At 43.3% G+C, this 17355-nt stretch carries 14 protein-coding genes, 1 other RNA gene and 1 other annotated feature; of the genes, 2 read left to right on the top strand and 13 right to left on the bottom strand.

Annotated elements, in window-relative coordinates; all coding sequences use genetic code 11:
- Positions 1-64 precede the first annotated feature (64 nt).
- From recD2 to cymR, 5 genes are all read right to left on the bottom strand, one after another.
- Positions 65-2449 (bottom strand): SF1B family DNA helicase RecD2, encoded by a 2385-nt coding sequence (recD2, locus tag ACP7A0_RS07080; protein ID WP_375566044.1) that lies wholly within the window; start codon positions 2447-2449, stop codon positions 65-67.
- 19 nt (positions 2450-2468) lie between these two features.
- Positions 2469-3122 carry a tetratricopeptide repeat protein gene (locus ACP7A0_RS07075; RefSeq protein WP_106036922.1) on the bottom strand — a complete coding sequence of 218 codons (654 nt, stop codon included), beginning with the start codon at positions 3120-3122 and terminating at the stop codon, positions 2469-2471.
- Positions 3123-3182: 60 nt separating this feature from the next.
- Entirely contained in the window at positions 3183-4301 is a 1119-nt protein-coding gene (mnmA, locus tag ACP7A0_RS07070; protein WP_060596862.1) for a tRNA 2-thiouridine(34) synthase MnmA, read from the bottom strand.
- Between the two features lie 95 nt (positions 4302-4396).
- Positions 4397-5539, bottom strand: a complete 1143-nt coding sequence (locus ACP7A0_RS07065) for a cysteine desulfurase family protein (RefSeq protein ID WP_375566046.1) — start codon at positions 5537-5539, stop codon at positions 4397-4399.
- Between the two features lie 18 nt (positions 5540-5557).
- Complete coding sequence (gene cymR / locus ACP7A0_RS07060; protein WP_012010726.1) at positions 5558-5977, bottom strand: cysteine metabolism transcriptional regulator CymR; 420 nt, start codon at positions 5975-5977, stop codon at positions 5558-5560.
- Positions 5978-6183: 206 nt separating this feature from the next.
- Between cymR and ACP7A0_RS07055 the strand changes: the two genes are divergently transcribed.
- A complete protein-coding gene (locus ACP7A0_RS07055) occupies positions 6184-7449 on the top strand; it encodes a replication-associated recombination protein A (RefSeq protein ID WP_034661526.1) in 1266 nt (421 codons plus the stop codon).
- A gap of 33 nt (positions 7450-7482) precedes the next feature.
- On the opposite strand, the gene ACP7A0_RS07050 is transcribed toward ACP7A0_RS07055, so the two are convergent.
- From ACP7A0_RS07050 to ACP7A0_RS07030, 5 genes are all read right to left on the bottom strand, one after another.
- Complete coding sequence (locus tag ACP7A0_RS07050; RefSeq protein ID WP_044140034.1) at positions 7483-8247, bottom strand: tRNA threonylcarbamoyladenosine dehydratase; 765 nt, start codon at positions 8245-8247, stop codon at positions 7483-7485.
- A 92-nt stretch (positions 8248-8339) separates the two neighbouring features.
- Positions 8340-8520: non-coding RNA, 6S RNA (gene ssrS / locus ACP7A0_RS07045), on the bottom strand.
- Between the two features lie 77 nt (positions 8521-8597).
- Complete coding sequence (gene aspS / locus ACP7A0_RS07040; protein WP_106039645.1) at positions 8598-10376, bottom strand: aspartate--tRNA ligase; 1779 nt, start codon at positions 10374-10376, stop codon at positions 8598-8600.
- Between the two features lie 18 nt (positions 10377-10394).
- Entirely contained in the window at positions 10395-11669 is a 1275-nt protein-coding gene (hisS, locus tag ACP7A0_RS07035) for a histidine--tRNA ligase (protein ID WP_060596864.1), read from the bottom strand.
- A 73-nt stretch (positions 11670-11742) separates the two neighbouring features.
- Positions 11743-11982: a binding site (T-box leader), on the bottom strand.
- 58 nt (positions 11983-12040) lie between these two features.
- Positions 12041-12211 (bottom strand): YrzK family protein, encoded by a 171-nt coding sequence (locus tag ACP7A0_RS07030; protein ID WP_003216250.1) that lies wholly within the window; start codon positions 12209-12211, stop codon positions 12041-12043.
- 161 nt (positions 12212-12372) lie between these two features.
- Between ACP7A0_RS07030 and ACP7A0_RS07025 the strand changes: the two genes are divergently transcribed.
- Positions 12373-13926, top strand: a complete 1554-nt coding sequence (locus tag ACP7A0_RS07025) for an SH3 domain-containing protein (protein ID WP_426004751.1) — start codon at positions 12373-12375, stop codon at positions 13924-13926.
- A gap of 97 nt (positions 13927-14023) precedes the next feature.
- Here the strand turns inward: ACP7A0_RS07025 and dtd are convergent, their stop codons facing one another.
- From dtd to ACP7A0_RS07010, 3 genes are all read right to left on the bottom strand, one after another.
- Positions 14024-14467, bottom strand: coding sequence for a D-aminoacyl-tRNA deacylase (gene dtd / locus ACP7A0_RS07020; RefSeq protein WP_060596866.1), 444 nt, complete (start codon positions 14465-14467; stop codon positions 14024-14026).
- Positions 14468-14486: 19 nt separating this feature from the next.
- Positions 14487-16697, bottom strand: a complete 2211-nt coding sequence (locus tag ACP7A0_RS07015; protein ID WP_060596867.1) for a RelA/SpoT family protein — start codon at positions 16695-16697, stop codon at positions 14487-14489.
- Positions 16698-16839: 142 nt separating this feature from the next.
- The gene (locus ACP7A0_RS07010; RefSeq protein WP_034661543.1) at positions 16840-17352 is read right to left on the bottom strand and encodes an adenine phosphoribosyltransferase; all 513 of its coding nucleotides are present in this window, start codon (positions 17350-17352) and stop codon (positions 16840-16842) included.
- Positions 17353-17355: the final 3 nt, after the last annotated feature.

The raw sequence follows: 17355 nt of genomic DNA, 5'->3' as shown, positions 1-17355 counted from the left end.
GGCTTCCATGAACGTAATATGAGGATTTCTTTTCACGCTAAAAAGGCTCCCGTATGGAAGCCTTTTATTCATGCATAAAATCAAACGGAGTGATTCCCTCCATGCCAATATTTGCGTCATGTACGCTAAACGGAAGCTCTTTTTGGAGCGCTGCAAGCTCCGCATCCATAACTTCATCAGTTTGCATCAGCCGCATCGTTAAGGACGTTTGTCTGAGCGAATCCTCATTGTTTTTCACACCCCACTCCAGCGCTGATTCCTCGCCGCACAGGATTAAAAACTTTTTACTTCGTGTAATAGCTGTGTACAGCAGATTTCGCCGCAGCATTCTGTAGTAGCTTCTCACGACTGGCAGCACAACGATTGGGAATTCACTGCCTTGTGATTTGTGGATGGAGCAGCAATAGGCATGTGTAAATTGATGAAAATCCTTTTTTGTAAAGGTGATTTCATTCCCATCAAAGGAGATCACAGCCATGTCTTCTTTTTCCGTGTTTTCTTTCGCATAAAAAATCGAGACAATTTCGCCGATATCACCGTTAAAAATATTATTTTCCGGCTGATTCACAAGCTGAAGCACTTTATCACCGGTCCGGTACACCACATCACCAAACGGGATTTCTCTGCCCTTTGGTTTTTTTGGATTCAAAATGTGCTGCAGCATTTTATTGAGCTCATTAATGCCTGCTTTCCCTTTATACATTGGCGCAAGCACTTGAATGTCTTTTGCTGAATAGCCTTTTTGAGCAGCATTGCTGACGACTTTCTCAATCACTTCTTTCATTTGATCAGCTGAGCATTTTATGAAAGATCGATCCTTTGAACGTGCGGTAATATCTTTTGGCAGGACGCCATTTTTCATATCATGTGCAAGTTCAACAATGCTGGAGCCGTCTGCCTGCCGGTAAATATCTGTCAGTGTAACAGCTGGTACGGCTTGTGAGGCAAGTAAATCCCTTAACACTTGGCCTGGTCCGACAGATGGAAGCTGATGTTCATCTCCTACCATGATCACTTGGATATGATCAGGAATCGCTTTAAACAAGTGATTCGCAAGCCAAATATCCAGCATACTTGATTCATCAATGATGACAAGCTTTCCTTCAATCGGCTGTTCCTCATCATGCGAAAAGCCCTCTGATCCGTTCCAGCCGAGCAAACGGTGAATGGTTACAGCTGGAAGCCCTGTTGATTCTGTCATCCGTTTAGCTGCTCGTCCAGTTGGCGCCGCAAGCACAAATGGAAAGGATTCATCTTTTTTGTAATCACTCGGATCAAGAGATACACCGTGAAGATCGCTGTAAAGCTCAACAATCCCTTTAATGACCGTTGTCTTCCCAGTCCCAGGTCCGCCTGTTAAAAGCAGCATCGGGGACATGAGTGCCTTTTGAATCGCTTCCTTTTGTGTCGGCGCATACTGGACGCCCAGCCGTTCCTCGAGCTCGCCAAGTGCGAGCAGGAATTCTGATTCAGGGAATTGATCTGCATATTCCGTTTGGGAGACGATTTTTTGTATCCGTTTGGCGACACTTTGCTCCGCATAAAATAAGGACGGGTGATAGCAGCGCTCATCTTCAATGATCATCTCTTTCCCTTCGCCAAGTGCAATGATCTGATTGGCGACATCCATTTCCGTCACTTTGTACTCATTGCCTGTCTGATTAAGCAGCTTGCGGGTTTCAACGATCAAATCTTTCGTTTGTATGTACGTATGACCGTCCTGAAGACTTGCTGTTTCGACTGTATAAAGCAGGGCTGCACGGATTCGCTCTGGGTCATTTCCTGAGATGCCGGTTCTAGCGCCAAGCTCATCCGCCTTAATAAATCCGATCCCTTCGACATCCTTGACGAGCTGATACGGGTTTTCCTCAATCTTTTGCAGCGTTTCACTCTCGTACACTTGGTATATCTTCATGCTGAGCTGAGGACCAAAGCCATATTGATTCAGGCTGATCATGATTTGTTCCAATCCTTGATGTTCCTGGAGCGCTGCGGCCAGCTTATCTGCCTTCTTTTTTGATAAGCGCGGAACATCATACAAAACAGCTGGGTCACGCATAATTTTATGAAGCGTCTGGTTGCCAAGCTGCCCCACAATTTCTTCCGCCGTCTTTTTCCCTATCCCCTCAAATAAATCACTTGAGAGATAATGAATGATTCCTTGCTTCGTTGTCGGTACTTCCTTTTGAAAATGAGTGGCCTGAAACTGTTCACCAAATTTCGGATGGCTTGTGACTTTGCCATAGAAGATGTAAGTTTCTTCCTCATGAAGTGCTGGGAAGTAGCCTGTGACAGATGCTGTTTTTTCCTCTAAGTTTTCCGATGTTTCAATGACTTTCACCTTTAACACCGAGTATAAATTACTTTCATTATGGAAAATAACGGCTTGAACTGTCCCCTTTAAAAACGGTTCGTCCTCAAGCTTCATTTGATCTGGATGTTCCTGCACAGGTCTTCCCTCCTTCCGTCTATTCTGCCTCTTGAATCAGCTTTTGCGCATGTAGTGCCAGCATATGGTCAGGCTGCACGTCAAGGGCTTTTCCTAGCATCTCAAGTGCTTCGTCTTTTTTCTCTAAGTATGCATACGCAACCCCTAAATTATAAAAGGCATCTGCATGCTGCGGATCACGCGCGACCACCTCGGTAAAGGTTGTCACCGCTTCTTCCAGCAATTGTTCATTGGCTAAGCACATGCCAAATTGGAATCTTGCTTCATTATCTTCTTCATTCAGTTCGATGGCACGCTGAAGATAGGGCATCGCAAGCTTCGGCTGCTCTAATTTGATGAGCGTCTGCCCCAGCATATAAAATAAATCACTATTTTCCATGCCAGCTTGTAGTGCTTGTTCAAAATAGTCTTTTGCTTTCATAAAGTCTTCTTTTAATGTGTATACATTTCCTGCCCCGTAATAGGCTGCAGCTGCGGCGTGATCAAGTTCAATGGCTTTTTGAAAGAAGTTTAACGCGCGTTCAAATTCATTGATGCTTGAAAGCAAATTCGCAAAGTTAATATATGGAACCGGGTCTTTTGGGCTTTCTTCAATGGCTTTCGTAAAAGCTTCAGCTGCTTTTTCGATGTTGCCTTGATTTAAGGCTTCTATGCCAATTTCGTTATGATTCATTCGCTCTCTCATCCTTTCATTAAAAAACCTCAACAGCGACGTTGAGGTTTTGAAAACATGTTACACATACGACAGCTTTTGACCGTCCTTAAAAACATCGTCAATTGTTCCGCCGCCAAGGCATTCGTCGCCATCATAAAAGACAACTGCTTGTCCTGGAGTCACAGCACGAACGGGTTCATCAAAGATGACCATCGCTTCTTGCTCACCTGTCATTTTGACCTTCACATGGTGATCTTCTTGACGGTATCTGAATTTGGCTGTGCATGTTAATTCACCATTTTCGCCGACAATATGAGGACGAGTCCAGCTGATATTGACGGCTGAAATGCTTTCAGAATATAAAAGTGGATTGTGGAAACCTTGTTCAACAAACAAGATATTTTGTTTCAAGTCTTTTCCAACGACAAACCAAGGATCACCGCTGCCGCCAATGCCAAGACCTTGGCGTTGACCGATCGTGTAATACATCAGTCCATCATGTTCACCTTTGACTTCTCCGTCCATTGTCTGCATCACGCCAGGCTGCGCAGGCAAATATTGACTGAGGAATGTTTTAAAGTTTCTTTCCCCAATAAAGCAAATACCCGTTGAATCTTTTTTCGTTGCTGTTGCGAGCTCTGCTTCTTTTGCCAATTCACGAACCCTTTTCTTCTCTAAATCTCCGATTGGGAACATGACTTTATCAAGCTGTTCCTGAGTCAGCTGATTTAAGAAATACGTTTGGTCTTTGTTGGCATCAAGACCCCTTAGCATTTTGACTTCATCACCAGTTCTGTCGACGCGCGCATAGTGGCCTGTTGCTAAATAATCTGCACCGAGTGACAATGCATGCTCGAGGAACGCTTTGAACTTAATTTCTTTGTTACACATGACATCTGGGTTTGGCGTTCTGCCCGCTTTATATTCATCAAGGAAATATTGAAACACTTTGTCCCAATATTGCTTCTCGAAATTCACCGCATAATAAGGGATTCCAATTTGGTTACACACGCGGATGACATCCTCATAGTCCTCCGTTGCTGTACATACACCATTTTCATCTGTGTCATCCCAGTTTTTCATAAATATGCCGATTACATCATAGCCTTGCTCCTTTAACATAAGAGCAGCAACTGATGAATCGACTCCTCCGGACATACCGACCACAACTCTTGTGTCTTCTGGTCTTTTTGTCATCTTCATCAACTCCATTTTCAATGAAACAGCATGTGCGTTTCGTTCTTCAGGTGCCTGGCTGTTTCATTTTTCACACACGAACAAAAGAGGAACGTTTATTTGGCTAAGCGTTTGACAACAGCTGCTATCTTGCGTGCCGCCTGTTTCACATGATCCTCTTCATTCCCAAGACCGAAGCTTATTCTGACTGAGGACGTCAGCTTGTCTGCTTCTTCGCCATACATGGCGCTTAACACGTGCGAAGGAAGGACGGATCCAGCCGTACATGCAGATCCACTTGAAACAGCAATTCCTTCCATATCTAAATTCACAAGTAACGATTCGATGGAAACGCCCGGGAAATGAACATTTAAAATATGAGGCAATGTCTCTTTCGGGTGCCCATTGATAGAGAAAGTAAGTGATTCCTCTTCGAATACTTGCAGCATAGTTTCTTTGAGCTTACCATAATGCATGGCTTTTTCTCTTCTATTTTGCTTCGTTAATTGAACAGCTTCTGCAAGTCCCACGATCCCTGCCACATTTTCAGTGCCAGCACGGCGTTTTCTTTCTTGTTCTCCTCCGAATATTTGCGGAGAAAGTTTCACGCCTTCGTTTACATATAAAAAGCCTGTTCCCATTGGACCATTTAGCTTATGGCCAGAAGCAGATAAGAGATCAATATGAAGGTCTGCTACATCAATAGGCATTGTTCCAAACGCCTGCACGGCGTCTGTATGAAAATGAGCAGTGTGATTGTGTAAAAGCTCGCCAATGTCTTTGATTGGCTGAATCACACCTGTTTCATTATTGCCGTACATGATGGTCACAAGAATCGTATCATCTCTCAGTGCTTGTTTTAGTTGTTCAAGATGAATCAATCCAGTTTCATCCACATCTAAATATGTCACGTCAAATCCTAGCTTCTCTAGGCGTTCACATGTATGCAGCACCGCATGATGCTCTGTTTTTGCTGTGATGATATGTTTTCCTTCATGCTGTCTTGCCATGGCCACACCTGTAATCGCCAGGTTGTCCGCCTCTGTCCCTCCGCTTGTGAGGATGATCTCCTGCGGTTTACAGTGTAATTCTCCTGCAATCACTTCTCTTGCTTCATCGAGCCACTTTCTTGCCTCGCGCCCATATGAATGAATACTAGAGGGATTGCCAAATATCTCTGTAAAGTAAGGCATCATCTTGTCCACAATACGCTGATCCATCGGCGTTGTGGCCGCATGATCTAAATAGATTCGTTCCATTTCCGGTACACCTCTGATCTAAATATAGAACATATACGCGTCTTGATTCCCGTCATCTGTATAGCTTGCCAAGTCTTCAAGAGTTGTATTGTCTAGTACGTCTTTTACTGCATCACGAATCCTAATCCAAAGTTCACGCTTTGCTGGTTCTTCGTTTTCGATGACTTCGACAGGACTAATCGGTCCTTCTAATACTCGAATAATATCACCGGCTGTGATCTCGTTTGGTTCATGTGCAAGAACATAGCCGCCATATGCACCGCGAATACTTTTCACAAGACGGGCATTACGAAGTGGTGAGACAAGCTGCTCTAAATAATGCTCAGACAAATTATTGTTTTGAGCGATTGATTTTAATGATGTGGGGCCTTCGCCATGTTTTTTGGCTAATTCGATCATGATCGTCAGACCATATCTGCCTTTAGTTGAAATTTTCAAGTTAAACACCTCTGCGTTTTCTATTCTATGTCATCAATTATTTTTCTGATTTCATATACGCTGATATATAGACCAAAAGCAATTATATCATACTTTCAGCCAACTTTCATTTGCCGGTTCTGCGCTTTAGGAGGACGCATCCCTTTTCTATTTGAAGAAATTTCGGTACTCTATACAAACAAGACATTGCTTTAGGAGAGATAATCATGAAACCTTTAGCGTACCGGATGCGCCCAAGTCATATTGAAGACATCATTGGGCAGGAACATCTCGTTGGAGAAGGTCAAATTATTAGACGAATGGTCGAGGCAAAACATTTATCCTCGATGATTTTATACGGACCGCCGGGCATCGGCAAAACATCGATTGCGACCGCGATCGCTGGCAGTACAAGCATTGCGTTTCGGACATTGAATGCAGTCATTCATAACAAAAAGGATATGGAAGCTGTCGCCGCTGAAGCGAAAATGAGCGGCCAAGTCATCCTTATTTTAGACGAGGTTCACAGGCTTGATAAAGGAAAGCAGGATTTCCTTCTTCCTTATTTAGAAAATGGCATGATCATTTTAATTGGCGCAACGACGGCTAACCCCTATCATGCGATCAACCCTGCCATCCGAAGCCGGACACAAATATTTGAGCTGAAACCGCTTGAAACAGAGCAAATCAAGGCTGCGTTAACAAGAGCGTTACAGGATGAACATCGCGGGCTTGGCGGTTATGAGGTGACAGTGAACGATGAAGCGATGAATCATTTTGCCAATGGATGCGGCGGAGACGTACGCTCTGCTTTAAATGCGCTAGAACTAGCTGTCTTATCGACAAAAGCAGATGAGGCTGGGCATATTATGATCACTCTTGCCGCAGCAGAAGAATGTTTACAAAAAAAGAGCTTCTCACATGATAAGAATGGTGATGCTCATTATGATGTCCTCTCGGCTTTTCAAAAATCCATTAGAGGATCTGACGCAGATGCGGCGCTGCATTACCTTGCCAGACTGATTGAAGCAGGAGACCTTGAAAGCATTTCAAGGAGATTACTCGTGATGGCTTACGAAGATATTGGTTTAGCTAGTCCGCAGGCAGGTCCTCGTGTGTTAAGCGCTGTTCAAACAGCAGAAAGAGTCGGCTTCCCGGAAGCACGAATCCCGCTGGCTAACGCAGTCATTGAACTGTGTCTTTCTCCTAAGTCCAACTCGGCATATAAGGCGGTTGATGCGGCACTGGGTGACATTCGATCAGGGAAAATTGGTGAAATCCCTGTTCATTTAAAGGATGCTCACTACAAAGGAGCTACAGCACTCGGCAGAGGTGTCGATTACTTATACCCACACGATTATGAAAACGGCTGGGTGAAGCAGCAATACTTACCTGATCCGCTGAAAAACAAGCAATACTATGAACCGAAGCAAACAGGCAAATTTGAAGGCGCACTGAAACAGGTATATGAGAATTTAAAACGCCAAAAATAAAAAAAGCCCCCTGCATGTTAGCAGGCGGGCTGTTTATTTATCCTTCACACGTGTAATTGGAATATCTTTTAAAAGCTGCATAATGACATGACCACCCATGATCAGCCCTGCAACAGATGGGACGAACGCATTGGATGATGGCGGCATTTGTGCCTTGCGAATCTTCGCTTCATCATTTCCAACTTCTTTTCTGACATCTTCGCGAATCACAATCGGACTTTCATCAGAGAAAATGACTTCAATTCCTTTACGAATCCCTTCTTTGCGCAGACGCGTTCTCACGACTTTTGCAATTGGATCGGTATGTGTTTTTGAAATGTCATCAATTTTGAAGCGGGTCGGATCTGTTTTGTTTGCAGCACCCATACTCGAAATAATGTTCACATTGCGTTTCAGGCACTCTTTCATTAAATGAATTTTATAGTGAATCGTATCTGACGCATCGATGACATAATCAAGCGGATACTCAAAAAATTGCTCATATGTTTCCTCTGTATAAAACATCTTTAGTGCAACTACTTCACATTCTGGATTAATATCAGCGATTCTCGCCTGCATTAAGTCAACCTTTGGCTGACCAACTGTTGAAAGCAATGCTGGAAGCTGACGGTTCACATTTGTAATATCAATATCATCTTTATCAACAAGAACAATACGGCCAACGCCTGAACGAGCGAGTGCCTCAACTGCAAATGAGCCAACGCCGCCCACACCAAGCACTGCAACTGTACTGTTTTTTAATATATCTAAGCCTTCCTTGCCTATAGCAAGCTCGTTTCTTGAAAACTGATGTAACAAGTGCCTCACTCCACCTTTATTTAAAATGAATCGAAAGAATCATATCATATTCAAACTTCTTCGTCATCCTTCTGAAAAAGAAAAAAACACAAAAAAGTCCCGACAACGCCGCCAGCTTTTCCTTCGTTTTGAACCCCGCACCATGCAGGTGGGTGCTTTCTTCCTGACTTTATAAGTCCTCTAAAGAGGCATTTATGCAGAAAGGAAAGGCAAGCTCCCGTATAAAAAAATGTTCGGTCAAAACTAGGTAACCACCGTACGTATCAGGACTTTATTTATTGATTGAAGAAAGCATATCATAGGCATGCCGCTTTTTCAAGCGTTTACATGCCCATATCCATGCGTCTATTTTACTGTTTTACCTTTGTTTTAATGGCTAAACTTAGCTCATCAAGCTGCGCTTCGCTTACAGTGCCAGGAGCATCTGTTAGCACACAGCTCGCACTTGCCGTTTTCGGGAACGCAATGGTATCTCTTAAGTTAGAGCGGCCGGCAAGCAGCATCACTAAGCGGTCAAGACCAAGCGCGATTCCGCCATGCGGAGGAACTCCATGCTCAAAAGCATCTAGAAGGAAGCCGAATTGTTCATATGCCTCTTCTTTTGAAAACCCAAGTAAGCTAAACATTTTTTCTTGAATATCCTTTTCGAAAATACGAATCGAACCTCCGCCAAGCTCATAGCCATTCAGCACAAGATCGTAAGCCTGTGCCTTCATGTCTTCCGGGCTTGTCTCAATTAATTCAAGATCGTCGCGTACTGGCATTGTGAAAGGATGATGGGCAGCATAGAAGCGGCCTTCTTCTTCATCTTTTTCAAGCAGCGGCCAATCAACAACCCATAAGAAGTTGAATAGAGACTCATCAATGAGTTCAAGCTCTTTGCCGAGTTTTAGGCGAAGGGCACCAAGTGCATCATGGACAACAGACGTCTTATCTGCAACAAAAAGTAACAGGTCACCTTCTTCGACTTGCAGCTGCTCCTTTAATTCTGCCTGCTTTGCTTCATCAAAGAATTTAGCAATCGGTCCTTTTAATTCTGTCCCTTCTGCTTTTAGCCAAGCTAGACCTTTTGCACCGTAGTTCGCTGCAAATGCACCAAGGGCATCAATGTCTTTTCTTGAGTAGTTGGCTGCAGCACCTTTGACATTGATGGCTTTCACAGCTCCACCATTTTTCACTGCTCCGCTAAAGACTTTGAAATCGGAATCTTTTACCGTATCTGAAATGTTGACAAGCTTCATCTCAAAACGTGTATCTGGCTTATCAGATCCATAAGAATTCATTGCTTCATCGTATGTCATACGAGGTAATGGCAATGTCAGGTCTACGCCTTTGACATCTTTCATCACCTTTGCCATCATCTCTTCGGCAAGCGTCATAATGTCCTCTTGACTCATAAAGGACATTTCAATATCGACTTGTGTGAATTCCGGCTGACGGTCAGCACGCAAGTCTTCATCTCTAAAGCAGCGGGCAATTTGGTAGTAACGATCCATCCCTGAGACCATCAGCAATTGTTTAAATAGTTGCGGAGACTGAGGCAAGGCATAGAACTCTCCTTCGTGTACACGGCTTGGAACAAGATAGTCACGTGCACCCTCTGGCGTACTCTTCGTTAAAATCGGTGTTTCAATATCTAGAAAGCCGTTGTCATCTAAGAAATGGCGGAATGCTTTTGTTACTTCATGTCGCATTTTCATCGTTTCAAACATAGCAGGACGGCGAAGGTCTAAGTAACGGTATTTTAAGCGCACATCTTCTGATACCTCGTCCGCTTGATCTGAAATCACAAAAGGAGGGGTCTTCGCTTCATTTAACACGCTGACCGTTTCGACTTGAATTTCAATTTTCCCTGTTTTTAAATTTGGGTTGATTGTTGCTTCTTCTCTTGCGACAACCGTTCCTTTAATATCAAGGACATATTCATTACGAATCGACTCTGCTGTCTCAAGCGCCTCTTTTGATAGGTCTGGATTGAAGACAGCTTGTACAATCCCTGTACGGTCGCGCAGATCAATAAAGATTAATCCGCCAAGGTCACGTCTTTTTTGAACCCATCCTTTTAATACAACGGTTTGACCGATTTGGTCTTCTGTTACTTCTCCACAATAAAAAGTTCTACCAAACACAAACATTCCACTCCTTCTTTACGCCTTCTTGTGGGCCTTCATCATTTGAATCAGCTCATCAAGCTTCACTTCAATTTGTTCACCCGTTGTCGTATCTTTTACATTCACAATGCGCTGCGCCAGCTCATCTTCACCAAGGACTGCAATAAACTTGGCTTTTAATCGATCAGCCGCTTTAAATTGCCCTTTTAATTTCTTCCCTGTATAGTCCATTTCACTTGAAATGCCTTCTTTTCTCAGACGATTTAATAATGAAACAGAGTAATCCTTCGCTTCATCACCGAGTGCAGCAATGTATAGATCAATGCCATCTTGCAGAGGAAGATCAATCCCTTCAGCATCGATTGCTGATAGGAAACGCTCAATACTCATAGCAAAACCGATTCCTGGTGATTCAGGACCGCCAATTCCTTCAACAAGTCCATCATAACGGCCGCCGCCGGCTAATGTGGTAATCGCGCCAAAGCCTTCTGCATTACTCATGATCTCAAATGCCGTGTGATTGTAGTAATCAAGACCGCGCACTAAGTTCGGATCGACGACATATTCAATGCCTATATCTGTTAAGTATTGTTTGACCTTTTCAAAATAAGTCCGTGATTCTTCATTTAAGTAATCTTGAATGGATGGAGCCGTTGCCATCAATTCGTGGTCACGATCCTTTTTACAATCAAGAATTCGCAGCGGATTTTGATGTAAACGGGTTTGACAGTCATGACAGAATTCATCAATTCTTGGCTCAAAGTGCTCGACAAGTGCTTTGCGGTAGTCTGCACGGCTCTCTTTGTCACCAAGGCTGTTAATGACGAGCTTTAAGTTAGAAAGGCCTGCTTTCTCATAAACACTCATCGCAAGTGAAATGACTTCTGCATCAATGGCAGGATCCTTTGAACCGATCGCTTCAATCCCAAATTGATAAAATTGACGATATCTCCCTGTTTGCGGACGTTCATAGCGGAACATCGGTCCAATGTAATACAGCTTTGTTGGCTGCGCGGGCTGTGCAAATAATTTATTTTCAACATAAGAACGTACAGTTGAAGCCGTTCCCTCTGGACGAAGGGTGATGCTGCGTCCCTTTTTATCTTCAAATGTATACATCTCTTTTTGAACGATATCGGTTGATTCGCCTACTCCCCGTGCAAACAGCTCTGTATGCTCAAAAATCGGTGTACGGATTTCTTTGTATTGAAAGGCTGCACATGTATCTCTTGCAATTTGTTCAACATACTGCCAGCGTTCTGACTCTCCAGGTAAAATATCCTGTGTGCCTCTTGGAATATTAAAACTCATTTTTCGTCCTCCTACGACCATCATTCATTTTTTATGTGGACATATAAAAAACCCCCGCCTCTACTATGTGTATAGTAGGGACGAGAGTTATACCCGTGGTGCCACCCTAGTTGGAACATGATCCAGCCATGTTCCCGCTCAAATCCTTAACGCAGATTCACGTTCTCCGCCTATTGACTCATTTTTAGAGCGTTCAGCAGGAAACCTACAGAGTGTTCTTTCGTGATAAATGCCATGCGGATTCGCTTTCAGCCTAAGGCGATTCCTCTCTGCTCACGCAATTTACCCTACTATTCTCTATCATCAGTTCCACATTTTAAATTTTCAAGTGTGTTGATTTATATTATAATAAGGTCGGTGCTGCCACTCTGTCAACCCTTGCCGTGCCTCTTTTTCTTTTCCAGCTCTTCTTTTGACGTACATCCGTATTCAGATGCGGTTTCTTCAAGGAAGCCTGGTTGATCCATTTCGTCGTGCTGCCAGCGATCGATATCACGGTGTCCATTATATTGCACTCGTCCTAATTTTCTGCTTAATCTCATGTTTGTACATCCTTTTATCACGTTTTTATTTAGTATAAACAGATTGATTCATTTTTATTAGGGAAACTGCAAGGAATTAGTCCATTACATAACGAATTTACATTCATCGGTTTTACAAGGGAGGGGAAAACACCGTTTTGAATCTAAAAAAACACAATCAAATGTTGATGCTTCTTACCTGTTTTGTTCTCATCGCAAGTACTTTGCCTATGACACATGCTACAGCACAAACAGATCAAGCTGTGGTTGCAACAGATGAAATCAATGTGAGAACGGGCCCTGGTTTAAGCTATGGAATCGCAGCTGTTGTGAAGCGCGGAGAAAGCTATCCCATTCTCACTAAACAAGGAGAATGGGTGCAGATCCAATTGTCGAACGGTCAAAAAGGCTGGGTCGTCTCATGGCTGATTACGACATCTGGCAGCCAAAAGTCTGCTAAACCAAAGGCGCAAAATCAAAGCGTATCAGGCAGCAGTTCCATTACATCGACAGCCTCGGATCTTCGCATACGGACAGGCCCTGGGACTTCCTATCAAGTCATCGGAACTTTCCCGCAAGGCGCTTCCGCTAAAAAGCTGAAAACAAACGGCGAATGGACAAAAATTTCGTATAAACAAGCAGAAGGCTGGGTTCACTCTGATTATGTGTCAGGCGGCCAAAAAGCTTCTCAATCAAGCTCTGGCGAGTCCTCTCGCTCTAAACAGACAGGCACAGTTGGCGTATCGAGCTTGAATGTAAGGCAATCGGCGGCACCGAATGCACAAGTCGTCGCTTCACTTGCCCGCAACACACAGATCACCATTTTGCGCGAGCAGAACGGCTGGTATGAAATTGAGGCAAAAGGCGTAAAAGGATGGGCTGCAAGCTATTACATCGTGACAAGCAATGGAGCGAGTTCGGCTGGTGAAAAGAATTCATCTTCTTCGGCTTCCCAAAAGAAAGCATACATGGTCTACGATGGCACCAACATCCGAAAAAGCGCTTCTACCTCTGCCGGGATTGCAGAAAGAGCAACAAAAGGCGCTGCCTATCAAATTGTTCGTACGCAAGGTGACTGGTACGAGGTGACACTATCTAACGGCGGAACTGGTTATGTGGCAAGCTGGGTCGTTCAAACGAATAAAAATAGCAGCGAGGCACCAAGACCACAGCACGATTCATCGTCTGGAACTGGGTCTTTAAAAGGAAAAACGATTGTTCTTGATCCTGGTCATGGCGGAAAAGACAGCGGCACGATTGGCGCAGATGGTGCATTTGAGAAGAACATTACCATCAAAACCGCCAATTTACTGGCAGGCAAATTAAGGGCATCTGGTGCAAATGTTTATTTAACAAGAAGTGATGATACTTTTATCAGCCTTCAATCGAGGGTCGCGACATCTCATTACAGAAATGCAGATGCATTTATTAGTCTTCATTATGATAGTTTTATGGACCCAAGTGTCAGAGGAAGTACAGCGTATTATTATCAAGCAGCAAAAGACCAGCAATTAGCGACAAATGTCCATACAGAAGTCGCTAAACGCTCTCAAATCCCTGATAAGGGTGTCAAATTCGGAGATTATTTTGTTTTAAGAGAGAACAAACGCCCTTCTCTTTTATATGAACTCGGCTATTTAAGCAATCCTCAGGAGGAAGCGATCATTTATAGCGCCTCTTACCAAGAACGAGTCACAGAAGGAATGACGGAAGGATTAAAACAATATTTCCGTTAAAAAGAAAGAGGCCTCTGCGCCTCTTTTTTGTTTGATCGCAAAAGAAAAAGACTCTAAACAAACTCCTGCATGAGTTTATCTACAGTCTAAAGCGAATCTATTCTTTGCTATCCATCCAGATGGTGACGGGCCCTGAATTGGTCAATGACACATCCATCATCGCGCCAAAGCGACCAGTTTCTACATGAATGCCTTTTTCTCTAAGGGCTTTATTGAAACATTCGTAAAGGGAGTTCGCGGCATCTGGCTTGGCTGCTTTCATAAAATTCGGTCGTCTGCCCTTTCTCGTATCACCATAAAGGGTAAATTGAGACACAGACAGGACGCTTCCTTTTACATCCAATAACGAATGATTCATTTTCCCGTTTTCATCTTCAAAAATACGTAAATGTGCAAGCTTTTCTGCTAAATAAAGCACATCTTCTTCTGTATCTTCATGTGTGACACCAACGAGCACCATATACCCTTCATTGATGGCACCTGTGATCTCTTCTTCTACCTTCACAGATGCACTTGTCACACGCTGCACTACAAGCCTCATAGACGATATACTTCCTTTCTTAATTCATGAATCGGCGAACAGAGTAAATGTCTTTGATTTGTTTAATGCGCTCTACTACTTTGTGCAAATGGTTAATGTTTTGAATAAAGATCGCCATATGGATCGTCGCCACTTTGTTACGGTCAGACTTCCCAGAAACTGAAGAGATGTTCGTTTTGGTTTCATTGACTGCTTGAAGCACCTCATTGAGTAAGCCGCGTCTATCATATCCTAATATTTCAATTTCCACATTGTATTCTTTACGGTTTCGAGCAGGCTGTTCATGCTCCCACTCTACTGGGATTAACCGTTCCTGCGCTTCTCCTGTCTTCACGTTCGGACAGTCATCACGGTGAACAGATACGCCCCTGCCTTTCGTAATAAAACCAACAATGCTATCACCTGGAACAGGATTACAGCACTTAGATAAGCGGACAAGCAGGTTATCTATCCCTTTGACTCTTACGCCTGCTTCTCGTTTTTTCCCATGATACGTCTTTGACTCTACTGTCACTTCTTGAACAGTTTTCTCTTGTTCTTCTTGATCTCTTTGTTTTCTTTCTTTTTCTGTTAAACGATTGGCGACTTGGAGTGCAGTAATTCCGTTATAACCAACCGCTGCATACATGTCCTCTTCATTTGAAAAATTAAATTTGTCAGCCACTTTTTGCAGGTTTTCAGCTGTCAGTATGTCTTTGACATCAAACTCAAGGTTTTTGATTTCTTTCTCCACGAGTTCTCGGCCTTTTTCGACATTTTCTTCACGGCGCTGTTTTTTGAAAAACTGTCTGATCTTGTGCTTCGCTTGGGAGGTTTGGGCAAGTTTGACCCAATCCTGACTTGGCCCATAGCTGTGCTTTGATGTCAGAATTTCAATAATGTCACCTGTTTTCAGTTTGTGATCGAGCGTGACCATCTTACCGTTGACTTTAGCACCGATCGTTTTATTCCCAATTTCCGAGTGAATCCGGTAAGAGAAGTCAATCGGAACTGAACCTGACGGCAGTTCAATGACGTCTCCTTTTGGTGTAAACACAAACACCATATCAGAGAAGAGATCGATCTTTAACGATTCCATAAATTCTTCTGCATCTGTCGATTCATTTTGGAATTCAAGGATTTCTCTAAACCAAGAGAGCTTCTTCTGGAAGACAGCTTCCTCCGTTGATTCTGCTGACTCTTTTCCTTCTTTGTATGCCCAGTGCGCTGCAATTCCGTACTCTGCAATTTCATGCATTTCCACTGTACGGATCTGAACTTCAAGCGGGTCACCTTTTGGCCCAATCACTGTTGTATGAAGGGATTGGTACATGTTCGGCTTTGGCATCGCAATATAATCCTTAAACCTGCCTGGCATCGGCTTCCAGCATGTATGGATAATCCCGAGCACGGCATAGCAGTCTTTAATGCTGTCAACCAAAATACGAACGGCCAGCAGATCATAAATTTCATTAAACTGCTTATTTTGCAGGACCATTTTGCGATAAATACTATAAATATGCTTTGGTCTGCCGGAAAATTCAGCCTTGATGTTCACCTCAGACACACGGTCTTTCACTTCATTAACAACCTCGTCCAAGTATTCCTCACGTTCCGCTCGTTTGCGCTTCATGAGATTCACGATCCGGTAATATTGCTGAGGATTTAAGTAACGGAGCGCTGTATCTTCAAGCTCCCACTTAATCTTGGAAATCCCTAATCTGTGCGCAAGCGGTGCAAAGATTTCAAGGGTTTCATTTGAAATTCTTCGCTGCTTCTCCTGAGGAAGGTGTTTGAGCGTTCTCATATTGTGCAGACGGTCTGCCAGTTTAATCAAGATGACGCGTATATCCTGCGCCATTGCCACAAACATTTTTCGATGGTTTTCGGCCTGCTGTTCTTCTTGTGATTTATATTTAATCTTCCCGAGCTTTGTTACACCATCAACAAGCATCGCAACTTCTTCGTTAAAATGCTCTTTTAAATCCTGTAATGTCACATCTGTATCCTCGACAACATCGTGCAGGAAACCGCCTGCAATGGTCGATGGGTCCATTTCAAGGTCAACAAGAATCCCCGCCACTTGAATTGGATGGATAATATAGGGCTCACCAGATTTCCGGTATTGCTCCTTGTGTGCATTTTCAGCATATTCATATGCTCGCTCTATAAATTGAATATGTTCAGCGGACAGGTATTCTCTTGCCTTGTCAATGACCTGCTGCGCCGTTAAAACTTGTTCGTTCGCCATGGAATCACCTTTTTAAATGAAAACTGTATTGTAGTTTATTATCAAGAAAAATTCGATAGATGTAAAGAGAAGAAGTCCGCTAAAAGATTTTTGATAGGAAAAAAGCACCCTTCTTACCGAGTGCTTTTTGCGTAAAACTCCATTAGTATTGCATTAACGTCAAGATGTCGTAACCGTCAAGCTTCTTTCTGCCGTCCAGATACGTCAGCTCAATCAAGAATGCAATCCCTGCCACAACGCCGCCTAATTCCTCTACAAGCTTGATGGACGCTTCAATTGTTCCACCAGTCGCAAGTAAGTCATCTGTAATCAATACACGCTGACCAGGACGAATCGCATCTTTATGAATCGTTAATACATCTTTACCATATTCTAAGCCGTAATCGACTTTAACGACTTCACGAGGAAGCTTTCCTTCTTTACGAACCGGTGCAAAACCTACACCAAGTGCGTATGCTACAGGGCAGCCAATAATGAATCCACGCGCTTCAGGTCCAACAATGAGATCAATGTCTCTTTCCTTCGCGTATTCAACGATTTGATCCGTTGCATAACGGTACACTTCGCCTTTATCCATTAACGTTGTAATATCTTTAAATTGTACACCTTCCTTTGGGTAGTCAGGTACAACTGTCACATATTGTTTTAAATCCATCTT

This window comes from Bacillus sp. DWP3-1, from assembly GCF_049896565.1.
In the GTDB taxonomy this organism is placed as follows: Bacteria; Bacillota; Bacilli; order Bacillales; family Bacillaceae; genus Bacillus.
The sequence above is the reverse complement of the archived record's forward strand: the minus strand, read 5'-3'. Positions and strand labels throughout refer to the sequence as shown.

Bases quoted from the DNA above. Each gene is read 5' to 3' on its own strand.
- ACP7A0_RS07075 (WP_106036922.1), bottom strand. From the start codon at position 3,122: ATGAATCATAACGAAATTGGCATAGAAGCCTTAAATCAAGGCAACATC.
- mnmA (WP_060596862.1), bottom strand. From the start codon at position 4,301: ATGACAAAAAGACCAGAAGACACAAGAGTTGTGGTCGGTATGTCCGGA.
- ACP7A0_RS07065 (WP_375566046.1), bottom strand. From the start codon at position 5,539: ATGGAACGAATCTATTTAGATCATGCGGCCACAACGCCGATGGATCAG.
- ACP7A0_RS07055 (WP_034661526.1), top strand. From the start codon at position 6,184: ATGAAACCTTTAGCGTACCGGATGCGCCCAAGTCATATTGAAGACATC.
- hisS (WP_060596864.1), bottom strand. From the start codon at position 11,669: ATGAGTTTTAATATTCCAAGAGGCACACAGGATATTTTACCTGGAGAG.
- ACP7A0_RS07030 (WP_003216250.1), bottom strand. From the start codon at position 12,211: ATGAGATTAAGCAGAAAATTAGGACGAGTGCAATATAATGGACACCGT.
- ACP7A0_RS07025 (WP_426004751.1), top strand. From the start codon at position 12,373: ATGTTGATGCTTCTTACCTGTTTTGTTCTCATCGCAAGTACTTTGCCT.
- dtd (WP_060596866.1), bottom strand. From the start codon at position 14,467: ATGAGGCTTGTAGTGCAGCGTGTGACAAGTGCATCTGTGAAGGTAGAA.
- ACP7A0_RS07015 (WP_060596867.1), bottom strand. From the start codon at position 16,697: ATGGCGAACGAACAAGTTTTAACGGCGCAGCAGGTCATTGACAAGGCA.
- ACP7A0_RS07010 (WP_034661543.1), bottom strand. From the start codon at position 17,352: ATGGATTTAAAACAATATGTGACAGTTGTACCTGACTACCCAAAGGAA.